General features: G+C 38.4%; 9 protein-coding genes and 1 tRNA gene. 8 read left to right on the top strand and 2 right to left on the bottom strand.

Features of this window, described 5'->3' with window-relative positions; genetic code table 11:
• Window positions 1-477 precede the first annotated feature (477 nt).
• On the top strand, window positions 478-627 hold the full coding sequence (locus ABD676_RS11890; protein WP_344674907.1) for a hypothetical protein: 150 nt from the start codon (window positions 478-480) through the stop codon (window positions 625-627).
• Between the two features lie 303 nt (window positions 628-930).
• Here the strand turns inward: ABD676_RS11890 and ABD676_RS11885 are convergent, their stop codons facing one another.
• The gene (locus tag ABD676_RS11885; RefSeq protein WP_344674906.1) at window positions 931-1,887 is read right to left on the bottom strand and encodes a ribose-phosphate pyrophosphokinase; all 957 of its coding nucleotides are present in this window, start codon (window positions 1,885-1,887) and stop codon (window positions 931-933) included.
• Window positions 1,888-2,345: 458 nt separating this feature from the next.
• Here ABD676_RS11885 and ABD676_RS11880 point away from each other — a divergent pair, with 458 nt between their 5' ends.
• From ABD676_RS11880 to ABD676_RS11870, 3 genes are all read left to right on the top strand, one after another.
• On the top strand, window positions 2,346-2,663 hold the full coding sequence (locus ABD676_RS11880; protein ID WP_344674905.1) for a hypothetical protein: 318 nt from the start codon (window positions 2,346-2,348) through the stop codon (window positions 2,661-2,663).
• A 374-nt stretch (window positions 2,664-3,037) separates the two neighbouring features.
• Window positions 3,038-6,079, top strand: a complete 3,042-nt coding sequence (locus ABD676_RS11875) for a SusC/RagA family TonB-linked outer membrane protein (RefSeq protein ID WP_344674904.1) — start codon at window positions 3,038-3,040, stop codon at window positions 6,077-6,079.
• Window positions 6,080-6,084: 5 nt separating this feature from the next.
• Complete coding sequence (locus ABD676_RS11870) at window positions 6,085-7,668, top strand: SusD/RagB family nutrient-binding outer membrane lipoprotein (RefSeq protein WP_344674903.1); 1,584 nt, start codon at window positions 6,085-6,087, stop codon at window positions 7,666-7,668.
• Window positions 7,669-7,948: 280 nt separating this feature from the next.
• Here the strand turns inward: ABD676_RS11870 and ABD676_RS11865 are convergent.
• Window positions 7,949-8,019: transfer RNA gene (locus ABD676_RS11865), tRNA-Gln, on the bottom strand.
• A gap of 259 nt (window positions 8,020-8,278) precedes the next feature.
• Between ABD676_RS11865 and ABD676_RS11860 the strand changes: the two genes are divergently transcribed.
• The 4 genes from ABD676_RS11860 (at window position 8,279) to ABD676_RS11845 (ending at window position 16,341) form a co-directional block, all read left to right on the top strand.
• A complete protein-coding gene (locus ABD676_RS11860; RefSeq protein WP_344674902.1) occupies window positions 8,279-11,299 on the top strand; it encodes a glycosyltransferase family 117 protein in 3,021 nt (1,006 codons plus the stop codon).
• Window positions 11,300-11,464: 165 nt separating this feature from the next.
• On the top strand, window positions 11,465-12,010 hold the full coding sequence (gene pyrR, locus ABD676_RS11855; protein WP_344674901.1) for a bifunctional pyr operon transcriptional regulator/uracil phosphoribosyltransferase PyrR: 546 nt from the start codon (window positions 11,465-11,467) through the stop codon (window positions 12,008-12,010).
• A 21-nt stretch (window positions 12,011-12,031) separates the two neighbouring features.
• A complete protein-coding gene (locus ABD676_RS11850) occupies window positions 12,032-12,967 on the top strand; it encodes an aspartate carbamoyltransferase catalytic subunit (protein WP_344674900.1) in 936 nt (311 codons plus the stop codon).
• Between the two features lie 344 nt (window positions 12,968-13,311).
• Window positions 13,312-16,341, top strand: a complete 3,030-nt coding sequence (locus tag ABD676_RS11845) for a tetratricopeptide repeat protein (protein WP_344674899.1) — start codon at window positions 13,312-13,314, stop codon at window positions 16,339-16,341.
• Window positions 16,342-16,343 lie beyond the last annotated feature (2 nt).

Genomic DNA, 16,343 nt, shown 5'->3' with positions numbered 1-16,343 from the left:
ATGAATTTTAAAAATATGAGGTGCAAAGATATTGATTTGTTTTAATTAATTGAAGGATTTTTTGTAAATAATGTTTCCCCTTAATTCCTATCCCTCAGCTATTTCCTTAATTTCATACCCCAACCATAGTTTAAACCTTAAACGAAACAGAAATTACGCTATTTCATTGTTATACGATAATGTTGAATTTATAGCAAAGTCAAGTGGAAAAGTCACCAACAAACTAGTGTCACAATCTGAAACCCATGTAATACTTGAATCCCTTTCCAAATATATTCTGTGTGAAGTAAAGATTTGGCTTTATACTGACTAAATATTGACTACATATTGCTTCGAGACTCTAAGGGAATTTCTAAGGATCTGATAGGGATCTTGTTCGGATCTCGTTCGGTCGGAACCGAACGAGATCCGAACAAGATCCGAACAAGTTCCGAAGGAGATCCGAATAAGAGTCAAAGAAAACCCTTGTAAGAGACTATGAGACTACTGACAAAAGACATCAGAAATAGATGGGAGATAGGAGACCGCTACGCTATTAGATGTGAGGCAATAGGTGGTTTGATAACAGACGATAGGCACCAGATTTTAGACCTATTGGCGGGTTGGAATTTGTTGAATTATGAATAACGGTCGAAGCATGCTTCGACCCTACAGTTTTGGAAAGAATTGCCAATATTTTCACAATTGTTTGTAGGGTCGATGCATGCATCGACCGCCATACACCTAACTACATCAACCTACATTAAAGATGCAGAAACTCCAAACTATAAGGTTAACTTTTTTGAGATATTGATAAAAGAACGCAAAGAATAAAACAATAAGATAACTCCTTGATTTTATTATTCAATAAGAACTTGTTTCCTAACAACCATTCATAAAAAAAGCCATCTAGTTAAGATGGCTTTTAAGGTTAAGAAATAACCTAAAATATTATTTTACATCAAATAAGTCGGAGATCGATCCGTGCTCATTGACGTTTTTAATAGCACTAGCGAATAAATCAGCAGTAGAAAGCACTTTGATTTTTGTCGATTGTGCTGCTTTTTCCGGGTTTAACTGAATAGTATCTGTAACGATCATTTCAGATAATACAGAGTTTTCAATGGTTTCATAGGCTTTACCAGAAAGTACCGCATGCGTACATACTGCACGAACAGACTTAGCACCATTTTCCATGATAAGGGCAGCAGCTTTAGAAAGCGTACCTGCAGTATCACAGATATCATCGATTAATACAACATCCTGTCCAGTAACATCACCAATGATGGACATGGATTCGATTTCATTAGCACGCTTTCTACGTTTATCACAGATCACAACTTCCGCATTGAAGAATTTTGCGAAGGTACGAGCGCGGTAAGAACCACCCATATCTGGAGAAGCAATCATTAAGTTCTCTAATTTCAAAGATTTGATGTAAGGAACGAAAATGATAGCACCGTCTAAGTGATCAACCGGGATATCGAAGAAACCTTGGATTTGAGCAGCGTGTAAATCCATGGTCATGATACGGTGTGCGCCAGCTGCAGTAATTAAATTAGCGATTAGTTTCGCGCCAATTGCAACACGTGGTTTATCCTTACGATCTTGACGTGCAAAACCGAAGTAAGGAACAACAGCTGTAATATAGTGTGCTGAAGCACGTTTTGCAGCATCGATCATCAATAATAGCTCCAACAAGTTGTCGGTAGGTTGATTGGTCGATTGAATAATGAAAACGTCACTTCCACGAACAGACTCGTTGTAGAATGGTTGAATTTCGCCATCGGAGAATTTAGACAAGGTCTTATCGCCAAGTGGCTTTCCGTAAGACTTAGAGATTTTTTCAGCAAGTTCTTGAGTTCCAGAACCTGCGAATAATTTTACGGTGTTGAATTGCAAAGGCATGGTGAAATGATTTATTTGGAGTTTTTGTTTTGATATTGTTTCCTGTCCTTAATCATGTGTTAACGCGATTAGCTCTGTTAACTAATTGTAGCCGCAAAGTTATGTAAATGTTTTAAAATTTAAAATTACTTTGCTGAACCGTAGTTCTTTAATTTGAATTCCGCTTTGAAGTGCTCATTTCTTTAATTCTTCTTAACAAAATGATAACCTTAAATTCTTATTCTTCTCCTTAAATTTGATTTCGTAAAGGTGTCATGGTTTTTTAATTTCTATATCGTCATGAAAATTCCGATGTCAGAATTTATACCTCATCAAGACTATGTATATACCTAGCTAAATTAATAAACGGTTGATTGTCAAGGCAAATTATTGATGGGATATCTTTTTAAGCTGATAATAATCAGTTAGTTGTGGTAGGTGATTGTGTTAAAAATTAATTGACGTTTAAATTCGGAATAATGCGAGGGATCAATGCTATTAAACATGCGGAATTAATTCGATTAATACAGGAGGTTGAAGCAATTTATATAGATCATGATGTCAAAGATGACCTGGAGAAACTGAAGCTACAACATCAAAATATTTTAGAATTATTTCAAGAGTACCAAAGAACCTTAATTCGAGTTGAGGATCTTATACAACAATATCAAAGCTGTGCTCACAATATCCGGAAGAATTGCGTATCACAACCTATCCGAAAACTCCGTCTCGATCAGCATGATCCTGAACAACATCGAAAACTCATCCAAGGAATAAATGCTTCATCCATGAAATAAACGAATAAAGGTTCCTTATGAGCTTTTGTTTTAATTCAATAAAAATTGTTTGAATTTTTCTCCTTGTTACAATTCCTTATAATCCCTCTCATGCTAAATGAAAACAAAAAATATAATTTATTTCTTTTGTTTATTGTAAAATGTCTTTACGATTAAAATATTATCTCTTGAATATCGTGTAAGTATTCTAATATCCATAAAAATTATTTTCTGTCTACAAAATTAGCTTGGGAATAGATGTGATTCCTATTCGTTTTTTTGATCATAATGTTGCTGTAGATGGCAATGAGTGAATTTTTTGTACAATTGTGTTGTCTATTTTATGATAACCAATAGATAAGCTAACACAGTATTATTCACAAAAAGTCAAACAAATGAAAAGAAGATTTTTACTTACTTTTTTCGGGGTGGCATTGTATGCATCCTGTTTGATGGCACAGCAAAAAGCGGTAACTGGAAAGGTTACTTCCGCCAATGGGGAAGTTCTTTCGAATGTTACGGTAATGGTTAAGGGGACCAATCGGGTTGTTCAAACGAATGCCGATGGTTCGTTTAGCATTCAAGCTGCGCCAGGCGAAACATTAATTTTTCGCCTGCTTGGTTCTGGGGAGAAGGACCAAGTGGTAGGTACAGGCAATGTCTACAACATTGTACTGCAAACTACCGATGAGAAGATTGATGAAGTCGTTGTCACCGCGATGGGAATCAAGCAACAGGCCAGAAGTCTGGGCTATGCCGCTCAGAATGTGAGCTCCAAAGAGATCACAGAAAGTAATCAGCCCAATTTAGTGAATACCTTACAGGGTAAGGTAGCAGGGGTTCAGGTTACGAATTCCGGGGGTTCGCCAGGGGCATCATCTAACATCTTAATTCGTGGAGGAAGTTCGTTGAGTTTAGAGAACCAACCCTTGATTGTTGTTGATGGTATTCCTATCGACAATACAACACCGGTATCTCAAGGGGGATTAACTGCAGGAACTGCACCGGCATCAAACCGCGGGATTGATATCAATCCGGAGGATATTGCCAGCATGTCTGTCTTGAAAGGTCCAGCAGCAGCTGCCTTATATGGATTGCGCGCAGGAAGTGGGGTTATTATCATCACCACTAAAAAGGGTGCTGGAAAAGGTAGAGTAACTTATGGCAATACCTTTTCCTTTGATAATGCCAATAAATTACCTGAATTGCAGTCTAAATTTAAGCAAGGGCGCTTGGGCGTATATGAGGACAATAGTTATCAATCATGGGGACCTGAATTTTCGAGTAATGAAACCATTTATGATAACTTAGGTCAATTCTTTCAAACGGGATTTGGTCAAAATCATGATGTATCCTTTAGTGGAGGATCAGATAGGACCACCTTTTACGCATCAGGGAATCTCCTTCAACAAGAGGGTATAGCGAAGAATACCGAATTTGGACGTCGTTCTTTTCGCATGAATGCCGATCATAAAGTTTTCGATAACCTTAAGATCGGAGCTAACATGACCTATATGAATACGGCAAGGACCTATTTCCCGCAAGGTTCTGAAAATGGTGTCATGGGTGCAATTTATTGGCCAAAGAATCTGGATATGACCAATTACCTCAATGACAATGGAACACAATTGGTTATTTCTGAAGGTTCTGAAACGGCAATTGATAACCCCTATTGGACCATCAACAAAAAACCAATCACTAGTAAGGTGAATAGAGCCATCGTTGTTGGTGATATTTCCTATGACCCAGTAGAATGGTTAAACCTGACTTATCGCTTAGGAACGGATTTCTATGGGGATACCTTCCAGAGTTTAACCACACCGACTTCGATTACAGGTTTGACAGGATATTTAGCAACTGCAAAGACACAGAACCAAATTACGACGTCGACCTTCTTGGCTTCGGCGAAGAAATCAGCTGGTGATTTTAATTTCTCCCTACTTTTGGGGAATAACCTAGAGTCTTCTTTCCGAGAAACAGAGACAGCAACAGCACGTAATTTCGTTGATCCGGACTTTGTGGGTATTAACAATACCGCGCCTAAGGATCGTACAGTTGCCAATACCATTACGAGAAGAAGAATATTTGGTGTATTTGGTGATTTTACCGCAGATTGGAAAAACATCGTGTTCCTAAATTTCAAAGCTAGAAATGACTGGTCCTCTACACTTCCAAAAGCGAACAATTCTTTCTTTTATCCAGCGATCAGTACCTCAGTGGTGTTGACTGACTTAATGAAGGAATTGTCAGGGAATGAGGATACAGGATTCTTAAGTTATGGTAAAATACGTGCAGCCTGGGCACAGGTTGGTAAGGATGCACCAGCTCACCGTTTGCAGACTACCTTGGGAACTTATATTAACGACTTCACCATTAATCCTCGTGGTTTTATTGTCAATATGAATGATTTCTATGGTAACCCGGTTTTGAAGCCACAATTTGACAACTCATGGGAAGTAGGAGCAGACCTTCGCTTCCTAAATAGTCGAATAGGTTTAGATGTAACTTGGTATAAAAACGGTTCATCAGATCAAATTCTAGCGACACGTACGCCTCCATCATCTGGATCTTTCTTGGCCTTCCTGAATGGAGGTAGTATTGAAAACAAAGGGTTTGAAGGTATATTAAATGTTCAGCCTGTGAAGAAGCAAGATTTCTCATGGACATTTGATGTGAATTTCTCCACTAATAAATCGAAGGTTATTAGTTTACCAGGGTTCTTGGATCGGGTTGAACTATCCGATGCATGGGTAAAAGGAGATGCAGCACAAGGAGCAGCATTTTTGAATTCAACGCTATTTGGTATTAATGGTCGTGTGTGGAAAACAAACGATAAAGGGGAGTACCTATTGGATAACAATGGTAACCCGCAAGTAGCTGCTAATTTGGAAATGATTGGTGATCGTAATCCAGACTGGATTGGCGGTATTACTAATAACTTCCAATATAAAAACTTAGGCTTATCCTTTATGTGGGATGTTCGTCAAGGGGGAGATGTATTCAATGCAACTGCCTATACTTTGGTGCTGTCTGGTTTAAGTCCAATGACTTTAGACCGTGGTACAGCAGTTATACCAGGGGTAATCGAGTCTTCCGGTGCTGTTAATGATAAAGCTATTCCAATGGGACAGGATTATTACCAAACTAAGTTTGCCAATAATTCTAGAAACTTTGTGGAAGATGGAAGTTGGATTCGCCTGCGCTATGTGAGTCTGTCTTATAAGGCACCAGCGTCATTTACGGAGCGATTGAGGTTGTCCAATCTGCAATTCACATTGACCGGTCGTAACTTGTTGTTATTTACAGATTATTCAGGTGTCGATCCAGAGGTTTCAGGGTCAGGAGCAGGTGTTGGTGGTTCAGGATCCTTTGGTTTTGATAACCTAGGTGTACCAGCCACTCGCGGATTTGATTTAGGTTTAAAATTTTCATTTTAAGAGCCATGAAAAAGATTATAAGAAACAGTATATATACAGCACTAGCGGTTGCAGGGCTTAGCATGAGCTCATGTGACAAGTTTTTAGATGTTAATGATGATCCAAACAATCCTTCTAAGGTGGAAGCAGCGAGCCGTATTGCAGGTGCTATTTCAACGACTAGTGGTGCTGCACAATGGCGTGCTACTCGTGAGCTCGCCGGAGTCATGCAATATGGTGGATTGCAAACTGCCTCTTCTGGAGGTTATGCAGCTGCCAATTGGCGATTTACAGCTAGTTATTTCGCTTGGCAAAATGCCTATGTGATCACAATGCCCAATGCGGTAGATTTGATCGTATTAGGCGAAGAGGAGGGAAACCCACATTTTGTTGGTGTAGGTAAGACTTTATTGGCATTAAACTTTGGGTTATTAACAGCGCAATATGGCGATATTGTGGTTGATGATTTTTACGATGGAAAAGGGATGATTTCCCTAGTGCCAAAGTTCAATACGCAAAAGGAGGTGTATGAACGCCTTCAAAGTATGTTAGATGAAGCCATAGCTGCATTTGAGCGCACGGACAATAAACGTGATCTAAATGTTAAGAATGGTGATATCCTATATCAGGGAGATGTTGCCAAGTGGAAGAAGTTTGCTTGGGCATTAAAGGCTCGGTATTATAACCATTTAAGTAAAAAGACAGGTTTATATGATGCAGATAAAGTAATCACGGCTTGTCAAAATGCTTTTAATGGTGATGGAATGGATGCAGAGTTCCCATACCTTGCAGATGGCTTATTAGTAGATCAAAACCCTTGGTCAAGTTGGGGAGGATTTGAATCACTTACTAATCCACGTTATTTCGCTTGGACACAGTTCTTTGTGAATATGTTGACTTCCTTTCCGGTGACCAACAACCTATATGAGGATCCTAGGATTTCAAAAATCATGAAACCAGCGGAATCTGATGGTCAATATAGAGGGCCAGGTTCAGGGGCATTCATTAGCAATGGACAAGGTGTTTTAGCCAATGGAAGTCCTGGAGATGCAACGAAAACTAAACCGGAGGATTATGGTCGTTTTAGTAAAAGTGGTTTTTACACCAATACTACTTCTCCATTTGGTTTTATCACGTATTCTGAAGTGAAATTGATCGAAGCTGAAGCGCGTTTAAGAAAAGGTGATAAGCCGGGAGCATTAGCCGCTTATGAAGAAGGGGTGAAATCGAATATGCGTAAATTGGGCGTTACAGGTGCAGACATCAATGCATATTGGGCAGCTCAGGTAGCCGATAATTTATCAGGACACTTTGATCAGTTAAAGACAGGACTTTCACATATCATGCGTCAGAAACATATTTCGCTATGTCTAAATCCAGAGACATGGATGGACATGCGTAGAATGGACTACAGCGCAGATATCTATGGTCCAAGTCTTAAAAGACCAGCAAACTTGAATACTACGATTTTTGATCCAGCGAACAACAGTCAATGGATTCAAGCAATGGTCTATGAAACAAATGAACAAAATAGAAATCCTGAAGCTGTAGGTGATAATACCGAGAAGTATAGGTTACTAACACCGCTGTGGATACATAAGCCGGAGTAGTAGTATTTAGTAATTAGTATTTAGTAGTTAGACGTAATTTGGCTAAGATTTAAAGCTTGTAAAGATAGGGAAGTGTGTATAACTGCTTTATAATAAGCGGTATGTTGCTGAAATTTAAAAGTCTTAATATGGCGCCATAGGTCTAACTACTAAGTACTTTACACTAAGTCGTATTAAGTTTTAAAGGATTTAATATTGCGCCATAGGTCTAACTACTAAATACTCTATACTAAATACTACAAAAAAAGCTCAGCAAATTATTTGCTGAGCTTTTTTTATGTTGCCCGACCAGGATTCGAACCTAGACAAACAGAACCAAAATCTGTCGTACTACCATTATACTATCGGGCAATCTTTCAATGATGTCTGGGGCGTTCCCCCTTTTGACGATGCAAATATACGTCGTCTTTTGGTTTATGCAAATAAAATATGGGTAATTTTTTTAGATATGCTGATTTTCAAGTGGATATTTTTTGCTTTTAAGGCTCATTAAGGGCAATTGAAGAGTAAAAACGGATTAAAGGTAGATTAAATTCTAAAGTAATTACCCAATTATTCATAGGAATCCTTATTTTCGAGCAGAAATATTAGATAACCTTCTGTTACAAGTATGAACTATAACAAGATTAATAACCTGTTGGGTTGGGCCTGTGGTATTATAGCAACCATCGTTTATCTCCTGACATTAGAAAAAACAACGAGCTGGTGGGATACAGGTGAGTTTATTGCTTCGGCTTATAAAATGCAAATTGTGCACCAACCGGGTGCTCCATTGTTCCTGATGCTACAAAATGTTTTCTCCAATTTAGCCATGGGTGATCATACCAAAATAGCTTATTGGATGAACGTAGGATCGGCCGTGTGTAGTGGATTAACAATTACCTTTTTATTTTGGACCATCTCCGCCTTGGCGAAGAAGGTATATGGACGAATTGTAAATAATGAAGGTCTTTCTAATACAGCAACCATCAATATTATGGGTGCAGCTGCAGTTGGAGCATTAGCTTATACTTTTTCAGATACATTTTGGTTTTCTGCTGTAGAATCTGAAGTTTATGCCATGTCTTCTTTATGTACAGCCGTGGTATTCTGGGCGATATTGAAATGGGATGCACATGCGGATGAACCTCATGCCAATAAATGGTTGGTGTTAATCGCCTACGTCATGGGACTTTCCATTGGTGTCCATTTATTGAACTTATTGGCTATTCCAGCATTAGCATTAGTAATCTATTTCCGCAAGTCTAATAAAGTAACAACCGCCGGTGTGTTCAAAACATTACTGTTAGGTGTGGTTGTTTTAGGCTTTGTTCTTTGGGGTATCATTCAATACTTGATTAAATTCGCCGCGCATTTCGATCGCTTATTTGTAAACTCTTTAGGTTTTGGGTTTGGATCAGGTGTTGCTTTCTTTGCACTTTTGGTATTAGGCGTTTTAGTTTGGGGTATTTGGTACTCACATAAGAAGGTGAAACCAGTGATGAACATTGCGTTCATAAGTGTTGCTTTCATCATTTTAGGTTATAGTTCTTTCTCGATGATTTTAATTCGTGCAAAGGCTAACCCGACTTTAAATAACTCGGATCCTGATAATGCATTTTCATTCTTAAGTTACCTGAACCGTGAGCAGTACGGTGATGAGCCTTTGTTTAAAGGACGTTACTTTGATGCAAAGCCTACGGATATGTTCGAGACCGGAAAAGTGTACCGTAAGGATGCAGACCGTTATAATGTTGCTAGAAAGAAATATGATTATACATTTGATAAAACGACTTTATTCCCTCGTATTTATTCCGAGAAACATGAGTCATTTTATCGCGACTATTTAAAACTTCCTCCGGGAACTTCGCCTACGATGGCTGATAACTTGAAGTTCTTCTTTGGTTACCAAATTGGCCATATGTATAGCCGATACTTTATGTGGAACTTTGTTGGAAGACAAAATGATTCACAAGGTCAAGGTTCTTTAGTAGAAGGGAACTGGATTTCAGGAATCAAACCAATCGATAATTTATTAGTAGGTGGACAATATGCATTACCGGATTCTGAAAAAGAGAATGCTGGTCGAAATACTTATTTCTTCTTGCCTTTGATATTAGGTATCCTTGGTGCTGTATGGCACTTTAAAAAGGATCAGAAGGATGCTACAGTGGTGGCATTGTTATTCTTCTTCACCGGATTGGCGATTGTAATCTACTTAAACCAAACACCAATGCAACCCCGTGAGCGTGATTACGCATTTGCAGGATCATTCTATGCTTTCTGTATTTGGGTTGGTATGGGTGCTTTATGGATTGCTGATTTCTTAAGTAAGAAAATCAATGCCAAGAATGCTGCTTTAGCAGGTACAGGTATTTCACTTCTTTGTGGACCGGTATTATTAGCTAGTCAAAACTGGGATGATCATGACCGTTCGGAGAAATTCTTAGCACGTGATATGGCTAAGAATTATCTAGAGTCATGTGCTCCAAATGCGATCCTATTTACATACGGTGATAATGATACTTATCCGCTATGGTATGTTCAAGAAGTAGAAGGTTACCGTACGGATGTTCGTGTGGTGAACTTAAGCTTATTGAGCTCTGATTGGTATATGAAACAAATGATGCAGAAAGTAAATAATGCCGATGCATTACCAATTAATATTGATCCAGAGTTGATTAAGGATGGTGTTCGTGATGTAATTTATTACCACGATTTACAACTTCCAGGACATATTGATATTCAAGATTTGATGGGTTTGATGTTATCCGATGATCCTCAAGCAAAGATTCCTTTGCAAAGTGGGGAATCAGCAAACTTCCTACCTACTAAGAATATGCAATACAAGGTAGATAGACAAGCTGTTCTTGCGAATAAAGTTGTTCCAAAAGAATGGGAAGATGCGATCGTAGATACCATGCAATGGACTTATGGTGGTAACATTGTCAGTCGTGCGGATCTTTCCATTATGGCTATTTTAGCAAATAACAATTGGAAGCGTCCTGTTTACTTCACGACAACTACACCTGAAGAGAACTATATTGGTTTAGATAAATATTTGGTGTCAGAAGGTTTTGCCCTTCGCCTAATGCCAGTGGCTATTCCTTCGGAAGGTGATGTGAATACACCAATCGCTGATGTGGAAGGTACCTACAATAATATTATGAACAAATTTACATGGGGTAATATTGCACATGCTAAATATTTGGATCCAGATTCTTACCGCTACATCAGTATGTATGCTGGAAGTATTTTTGGGGAAACTGCACAAGGTTTAATTGGTATTGGTAAGTCTGCTGAAGCTAAGAAATTAGTAAATAATGCTTACGAAAACTTGCCTAAGCGTACCTATTTAATGTCGGAAGTATATGGTTACTCGAGCTTAATCGATGCGATGTACAAGACAGGTGAGAATACGAAAGCAAATGAGATTGTGAAGCGCAACTTGAAGTTTGTTCGTGAAAACATGGCTTACTACATGGCTGTTGCCGAGACCAAGCCAAATCTGGAAAGTCGTAACATGCGTTTCGCGATGGCATCCTTACAGAACTATCAACGCATCTTAACAGATGCGAATCAGAAGGATCTGTTAGCAGAAACAAATCAAATCTTCAATTCCTATAAAGGATTATTTGAAGGAGGAAATTAAAAATATAATTTAAAACAAGAAGAGCTACAACATTGTAGCTCTTCTTGTTTAGTAGAAATTAGCGCAAAAGGTGAGGTAATTTCAAGCTTAAGAAGTCCAAGTATTGGGGGAAAGGATTACGATTTTTGGAAAAAATGCCTTAAGTTTGCCTAAATAAATCCTTAGATGAAACAATCGATATTATTAGATGGTCCTAAGTTTCAGATAACACTGAAGCGATTGTCTCAGCAATTAATTGAAAATCATGGTGATTTCAGCAATGCCGTTATCATTGGTATTCAACCTCGAGGGACCTATTTAGCAGAACGTTTAGTAGAAGAGATCAAATCCATGACCGGGGTAGATGTACCTAAAGGTATTTTGGATATTACTTTTTATCGCGATGATTTCCGGATGAAAGGAGCTAGCCCTTTGGCAGCGAACAGTACGGTAATCGACTTTATCATTGAGGGCAAAGATGTGATCCTAGTGGATGATGTTCTATGGACAGGAAGGACAATCCGTTCTGCTATGGATGCTATCCAAGCATTTGGGCGTCCAAACCTCATCGAGTTGATGGTCTTAGTGGACCGTCGATTCTCTAGACAGATTCCTATTCAACCGGATTATATCGGTATTCAAGTCGATTCCATCGATTCCCAAAAGGTTATCGTCAGTTGGAAAGAAGTGGATGATCAAGACAGTATTGTTTTGATTACCGAGAAAAAATAATGATTATATTTTGTTTAACACATGTCAGCATCTGAACAACTTAGTACCCGTCATTTATTAGGCATAAAAGATTTAAATAGCAACGATATCCAATTGATCTTGGATACTGCAGCTAATTTTAAAGAGGTCCTTAATAGACCGATCAAGAAAGTGCCTTCCCTTCGGGATATTACCATTGCCAACGTTTTCTTTGAAAATTCTACCCGAACCAGACTTTCTTTTGAATTAGCCGAGAAGCGTCTGTCTGCCGATATCGTTAATTTTGCAGCATCTTCTTCATCAGTAAGTAAGGGAGAGACCTTAATTGACACGGTAAACAACATCTTAGCCATGAAAGTGGATATGATCGTTATGCGACATCCTTATGCTGGCGCAGGTGTTTTCTTGAGCCGTCATGTCGATGCGCAAATTGTCAATGCGGGTGATGGAGCGCATGAGCACCCTACGCAAGCCTTGTTGGACTCTTTCTCCATTCGTGAAAGATTGGGTGATGTAGCTGGAAAAAAGGTGGCCATTATTGGTGATATCTTGCACTCTCGTGTTGCCTTATCCAATATCCTGTGTTTGCAAAAACAAGGAGCAGAGGTGATGGTTTGTGGACCAACAACCTTGATTCCAAAATACATTGCTTCCCTAGGAGTGAAGATTGAACATGATTTGATGAAGGCTTTAAATTGGTGTGATGTAGCAAATATGCTTCGTATTCAATTGGAGCGTCAGGATATCGCATATTTCCCTTCTCTACGAGAATATTCCATGTTATATGGATTGAATAAGCAGATCTTAGATTCCTTGGATAAGGAAATTGTGATCATGCACCCAGGGCCGATAAATCGTGGAGTGGAAATTACATCGGATGTGGCGGATAGTGATCATTCCATTATCTTAGATCAGGTGGAAAATGGAGTAGCTGTGAGAATGGCTGTTTTATATCTCCTAGCTGGACAAAGAGGATAAAAATGAATAAAATATCATAAAGAAAACGAGATTGCTAAAAACAGTCTCGTTTTCTGCTTATATGGATTCGTGTAAGAGTTTTCTAGAGGAAGATACGAGGACGATAATAATTGCGTTTTAGAATCGGAAATTTTTGATTTTAAATTCAGCGAATCAGTCTTAGGAGTACATACTGTTAAATTACGTTAAAAACAGGTGGTTATTAACAGGTGTTAACAACTTTTGCGGAAAACATTGAAGTTATCCATTAATTTCGTAAGTTGAAGTAAGTAGTGTTCTATTCCCAAAAAATGGGGTATGCACATATCATAGAAGAGCAATCAATAAAAGGAGTATTCGATCGTATGTATAAAAAAATTTACCAGGTAGGTGTGGCGATGAGCTTATTGAGTACACCAGCATTGGCACAACATTCAGCTTGGCAGGAGGTAAATAAAGCTTATAAAGAGGGCTTAGAATTATTTGAAAGAGGGAAGTTTAGTTCTGCATCTAAGCAGTTTGATTTAGCAGAGCAAATCCGTACCAAATCGACCTTGCAACTGGATGAGACTGAAGAGTTAAGTTTATTAAAGGAGAATGTACGTTATTATCAGGCGGTTTGTGCGATTGAGTTAGGTGAATCTGATGCAGAAAATCAGTTTCTGAAATTTATACGTGATTATCCGGCAAGTGCCAATTCTAAAGCAGCTTATTTTCAGATTGGAAAATCTTATTATGCAAAAAAGGATTATCCAAAAGCGATTGAATGGTTTGAGAAAATTGACAGCAAGAACCTAGCAGGTGCAGAGAACTTAGAATACCGTTTTAAGTTAGCATATGCTAAATTCATGACTGGTGATTATGAAGCCTCAAAGCCAGTATTTACAGAGCTTAAGGATCAACGTAGTCCTTATCAGGAAGCTTCCATTTACTATTATGCTTACTTAAGTTACTTAGATCAAGAGTACAAGACAGCTTTGAATGAGTTTGAACGCCTAGAAGGTTCAAAAACTTATGAAAACAGTTACCCATATTACATCACCGCGCTTTATTTCTTAGATAAGCGTTATGACGATGTTCTTAACTATGCACTTCCGAAATTAGCATCTACAAAACAAGAGAGCGAAACGGATATGTTCCGCATTGTTGCAGCTACATATTTCATCAAAGGGGATTTAAATAAATCGAAAGAATATTACGATAAATTCCAAGCACAAGACCAAGGAAAGACACAAAATAACCAAGATAGCTACCAAATTGGTTATATCAACTATAAGTTAGGTAACTACGAAAAGGCTATTGAGGAATTCAGTAAACTGGAAGAACCAGATGCTTATTATCAAAGTGCGATGATTAGCTTAGGGGATGCTTATTTGAAAACGGGCAACAAACAAGGTGCTCGTAATGCGTTCTTTAAGGCTTCTAAATTGGAGTTTGATCCAGAATTAAAAGAAGAAGGTTTATTCAATTACGCTAAATTATCTTACGATTTAGAATTTCACCAAGTTGCATTGGATGCGGTACAGGAATATATCAAGACTTATCCGCGTACGAAACGTAATGAAGAAGCGAAGACTTTACTAGCTGAGGTATTATTAAGCACCAAGAACTACCGTGCTGCGGTGGATGTATTGGAAGACTTAAAGAATCGTGGTAAAGAGGCAAATGCAGCTTACCAAAAGGTAACTTATTACCGAGGATTGGAATATTATAATGAACGTGCATTTGAGAATGCGATCTCTATGTTTATGCGTTCAGAAAGTAATCGTTATGATGAGGAAATCTATGCCTTATCCGTTTACTGGAAAGCAGAGGCAATGTACGAGGTTCGAAAGTTCAAAGAGGCTGTTGCTAACTTTAACAAGTTCTTAGCTTTACCTGCAGCTCGTAAAACAGATGTTTACAACTATGCGAACTATGCTTTAGCTTATGCAGCATTCCGTAATGACAATTACAGTACTTCTGCCAATTACTTCGAGCGTTTCTTAGCTGGTGGTGGTTCAGAAGGTATTGATTTGAATACGCGTAATGATGCTATGGCACGTGCAGCGGATTCCTATTTAGCAATTAAGAATTACAGTAAGGCAGCAAACTATTACGATAGATTAATTGCTTCTGGTGCGCAGAGTCAAGATTATGCGCTATTCCAAAAGGGTATCCTATTAGGGTTACAAGGTGATAACAATGGTAAAGTCGCTACTTTGCAATCGGTAATGGTGAAATATCCGAAATCGAACTATGCAGATGATGTGGCGTTTGAAGTACCTTATACCTATTTCTTAATGGGGCAACATGATCAAGCGATTGCCGGATTACAGAAAATGGTGGAGCAATACCCACGAAGTTCCTATGTGCCTAGAGCATTGGTGACTATTGGTTTGGTTCAATACAATAAAGATGAGAATGATGCTGCTTTGAAAACATTCCAACGTGTGGTTAATCAATATCCAACAACAGACGAAGCAAAACAAGCATTAGGATCTATTGAGAATATTTATTTGGATAAAGGAGATGCTTCAGGGTATATCCGTTATGCAACTAGCACAAATATTGGTGATTTAAGTACTGCAGAGCAAGATGCACATACCTTTGCGATTGCTCGAACTTTATTTGATCGTGGAAACTGGCAAGCAACGGTAGAGGCTGTGAATGCTTACTTCGATAAATTCCCTAAACCAATTCAAGAAAAACACGCTCGTTTTATCCGTGCAGAGAGTAATGCTAATCTAGGTAAAGACAAAGAAGCTCTTCATGATTTCAATATCATCATGAACGATTGGACTTCAGCTTATACTGAACGTACTTTAATTTCCGTTTCAAAATTGCACCTCCGCAATAAAGCTTATAACGAAGCAGTACAGGTCTTGAAAAAACTGGAATTGACTTCTGAGTACAAAGAAAACTATGGCTGGGCAATCAACAACTTGCTAGAAAGTTATTTTAATATTGGCGATTATACAGAAACCTTAACCTATGCTAATATCATTAAGAAGTATGAAAAAGCTTCTGAAGAGGATATTGCAAAAGCACACTTATACGCAGCTAAGGCTTACTTATCAACGAGTAGAGGTTCTGAGGGTATGAAAGAGTTGAACCTAGCAGCTTTGAAGTCGAAAACAGAGACTGGTGCAGAAGCACGCTATTTAGTGGCTGAACAACAAGTGAAGAATAAGAATTATGACGGAGCAATTAAGTCTGCGTTAGATATTTCCAACTCGTTCTCTTCCTATGATTATTGGGTTGCTAAAGGATTTATCTTGATGGCACAAGCATACGAAGGTAAGGGCGATAAGTTCCAAGCGAAATCTACTTTGGAAAGTATAATAGAAAACTATGAGACGAAGGATGATGGTATCCTTGACTCAGCGAATAAAATGTTGGAGAAATTAAAATAAGA

The sequence above is a fragment of the Sphingobacterium kyonggiense genome, from assembly GCF_039536825.1.
Classification (GTDB): Bacteria; Bacteroidota; Bacteroidia; order Sphingobacteriales; family Sphingobacteriaceae; genus Sphingobacterium; species Sphingobacterium kyonggiense.
The sequence above is the reverse complement of the archived record's forward strand: the minus strand, read 5'-3'. Positions and strand labels throughout refer to the sequence as shown.

Bases quoted from the DNA above. Each gene is read 5' to 3' on its own strand.
- ABD676_RS11890 (WP_344674907.1), top strand. From the start codon at position 478: ATGAGACTACTGACAAAAGACATCAGAAATAGATGGGAGATAGGAGAC.
- ABD676_RS11885 (WP_344674906.1), bottom strand. From the start codon at position 1,887: ATGCCTTTGCAATTCAACACCGTAAAATTATTCGCAGGTTCTGGAACT.
- ABD676_RS11880 (WP_344674905.1), top strand. From the start codon at position 2,346: ATGCGAGGGATCAATGCTATTAAACATGCGGAATTAATTCGATTAATA.
- ABD676_RS11875 (WP_344674904.1), top strand. From the start codon at position 3,038: ATGAAAAGAAGATTTTTACTTACTTTTTTCGGGGTGGCATTGTATGCA.
- ABD676_RS11870 (WP_344674903.1), top strand. From the start codon at position 6,085: ATGAAAAAGATTATAAGAAACAGTATATATACAGCACTAGCGGTTGCA.
- ABD676_RS11860 (WP_344674902.1), top strand. From the start codon at position 8,279: ATGAACTATAACAAGATTAATAACCTGTTGGGTTGGGCCTGTGGTATT.
- pyrR (WP_344674901.1), top strand. From the start codon at position 11,465: ATGAAACAATCGATATTATTAGATGGTCCTAAGTTTCAGATAACACTG.
- ABD676_RS11850 (WP_344674900.1), top strand. From the start codon at position 12,032: ATGTCAGCATCTGAACAACTTAGTACCCGTCATTTATTAGGCATAAAA.
- ABD676_RS11845 (WP_344674899.1), top strand. From the start codon at position 13,312: ATGTATAAAAAAATTTACCAGGTAGGTGTGGCGATGAGCTTATTGAGT.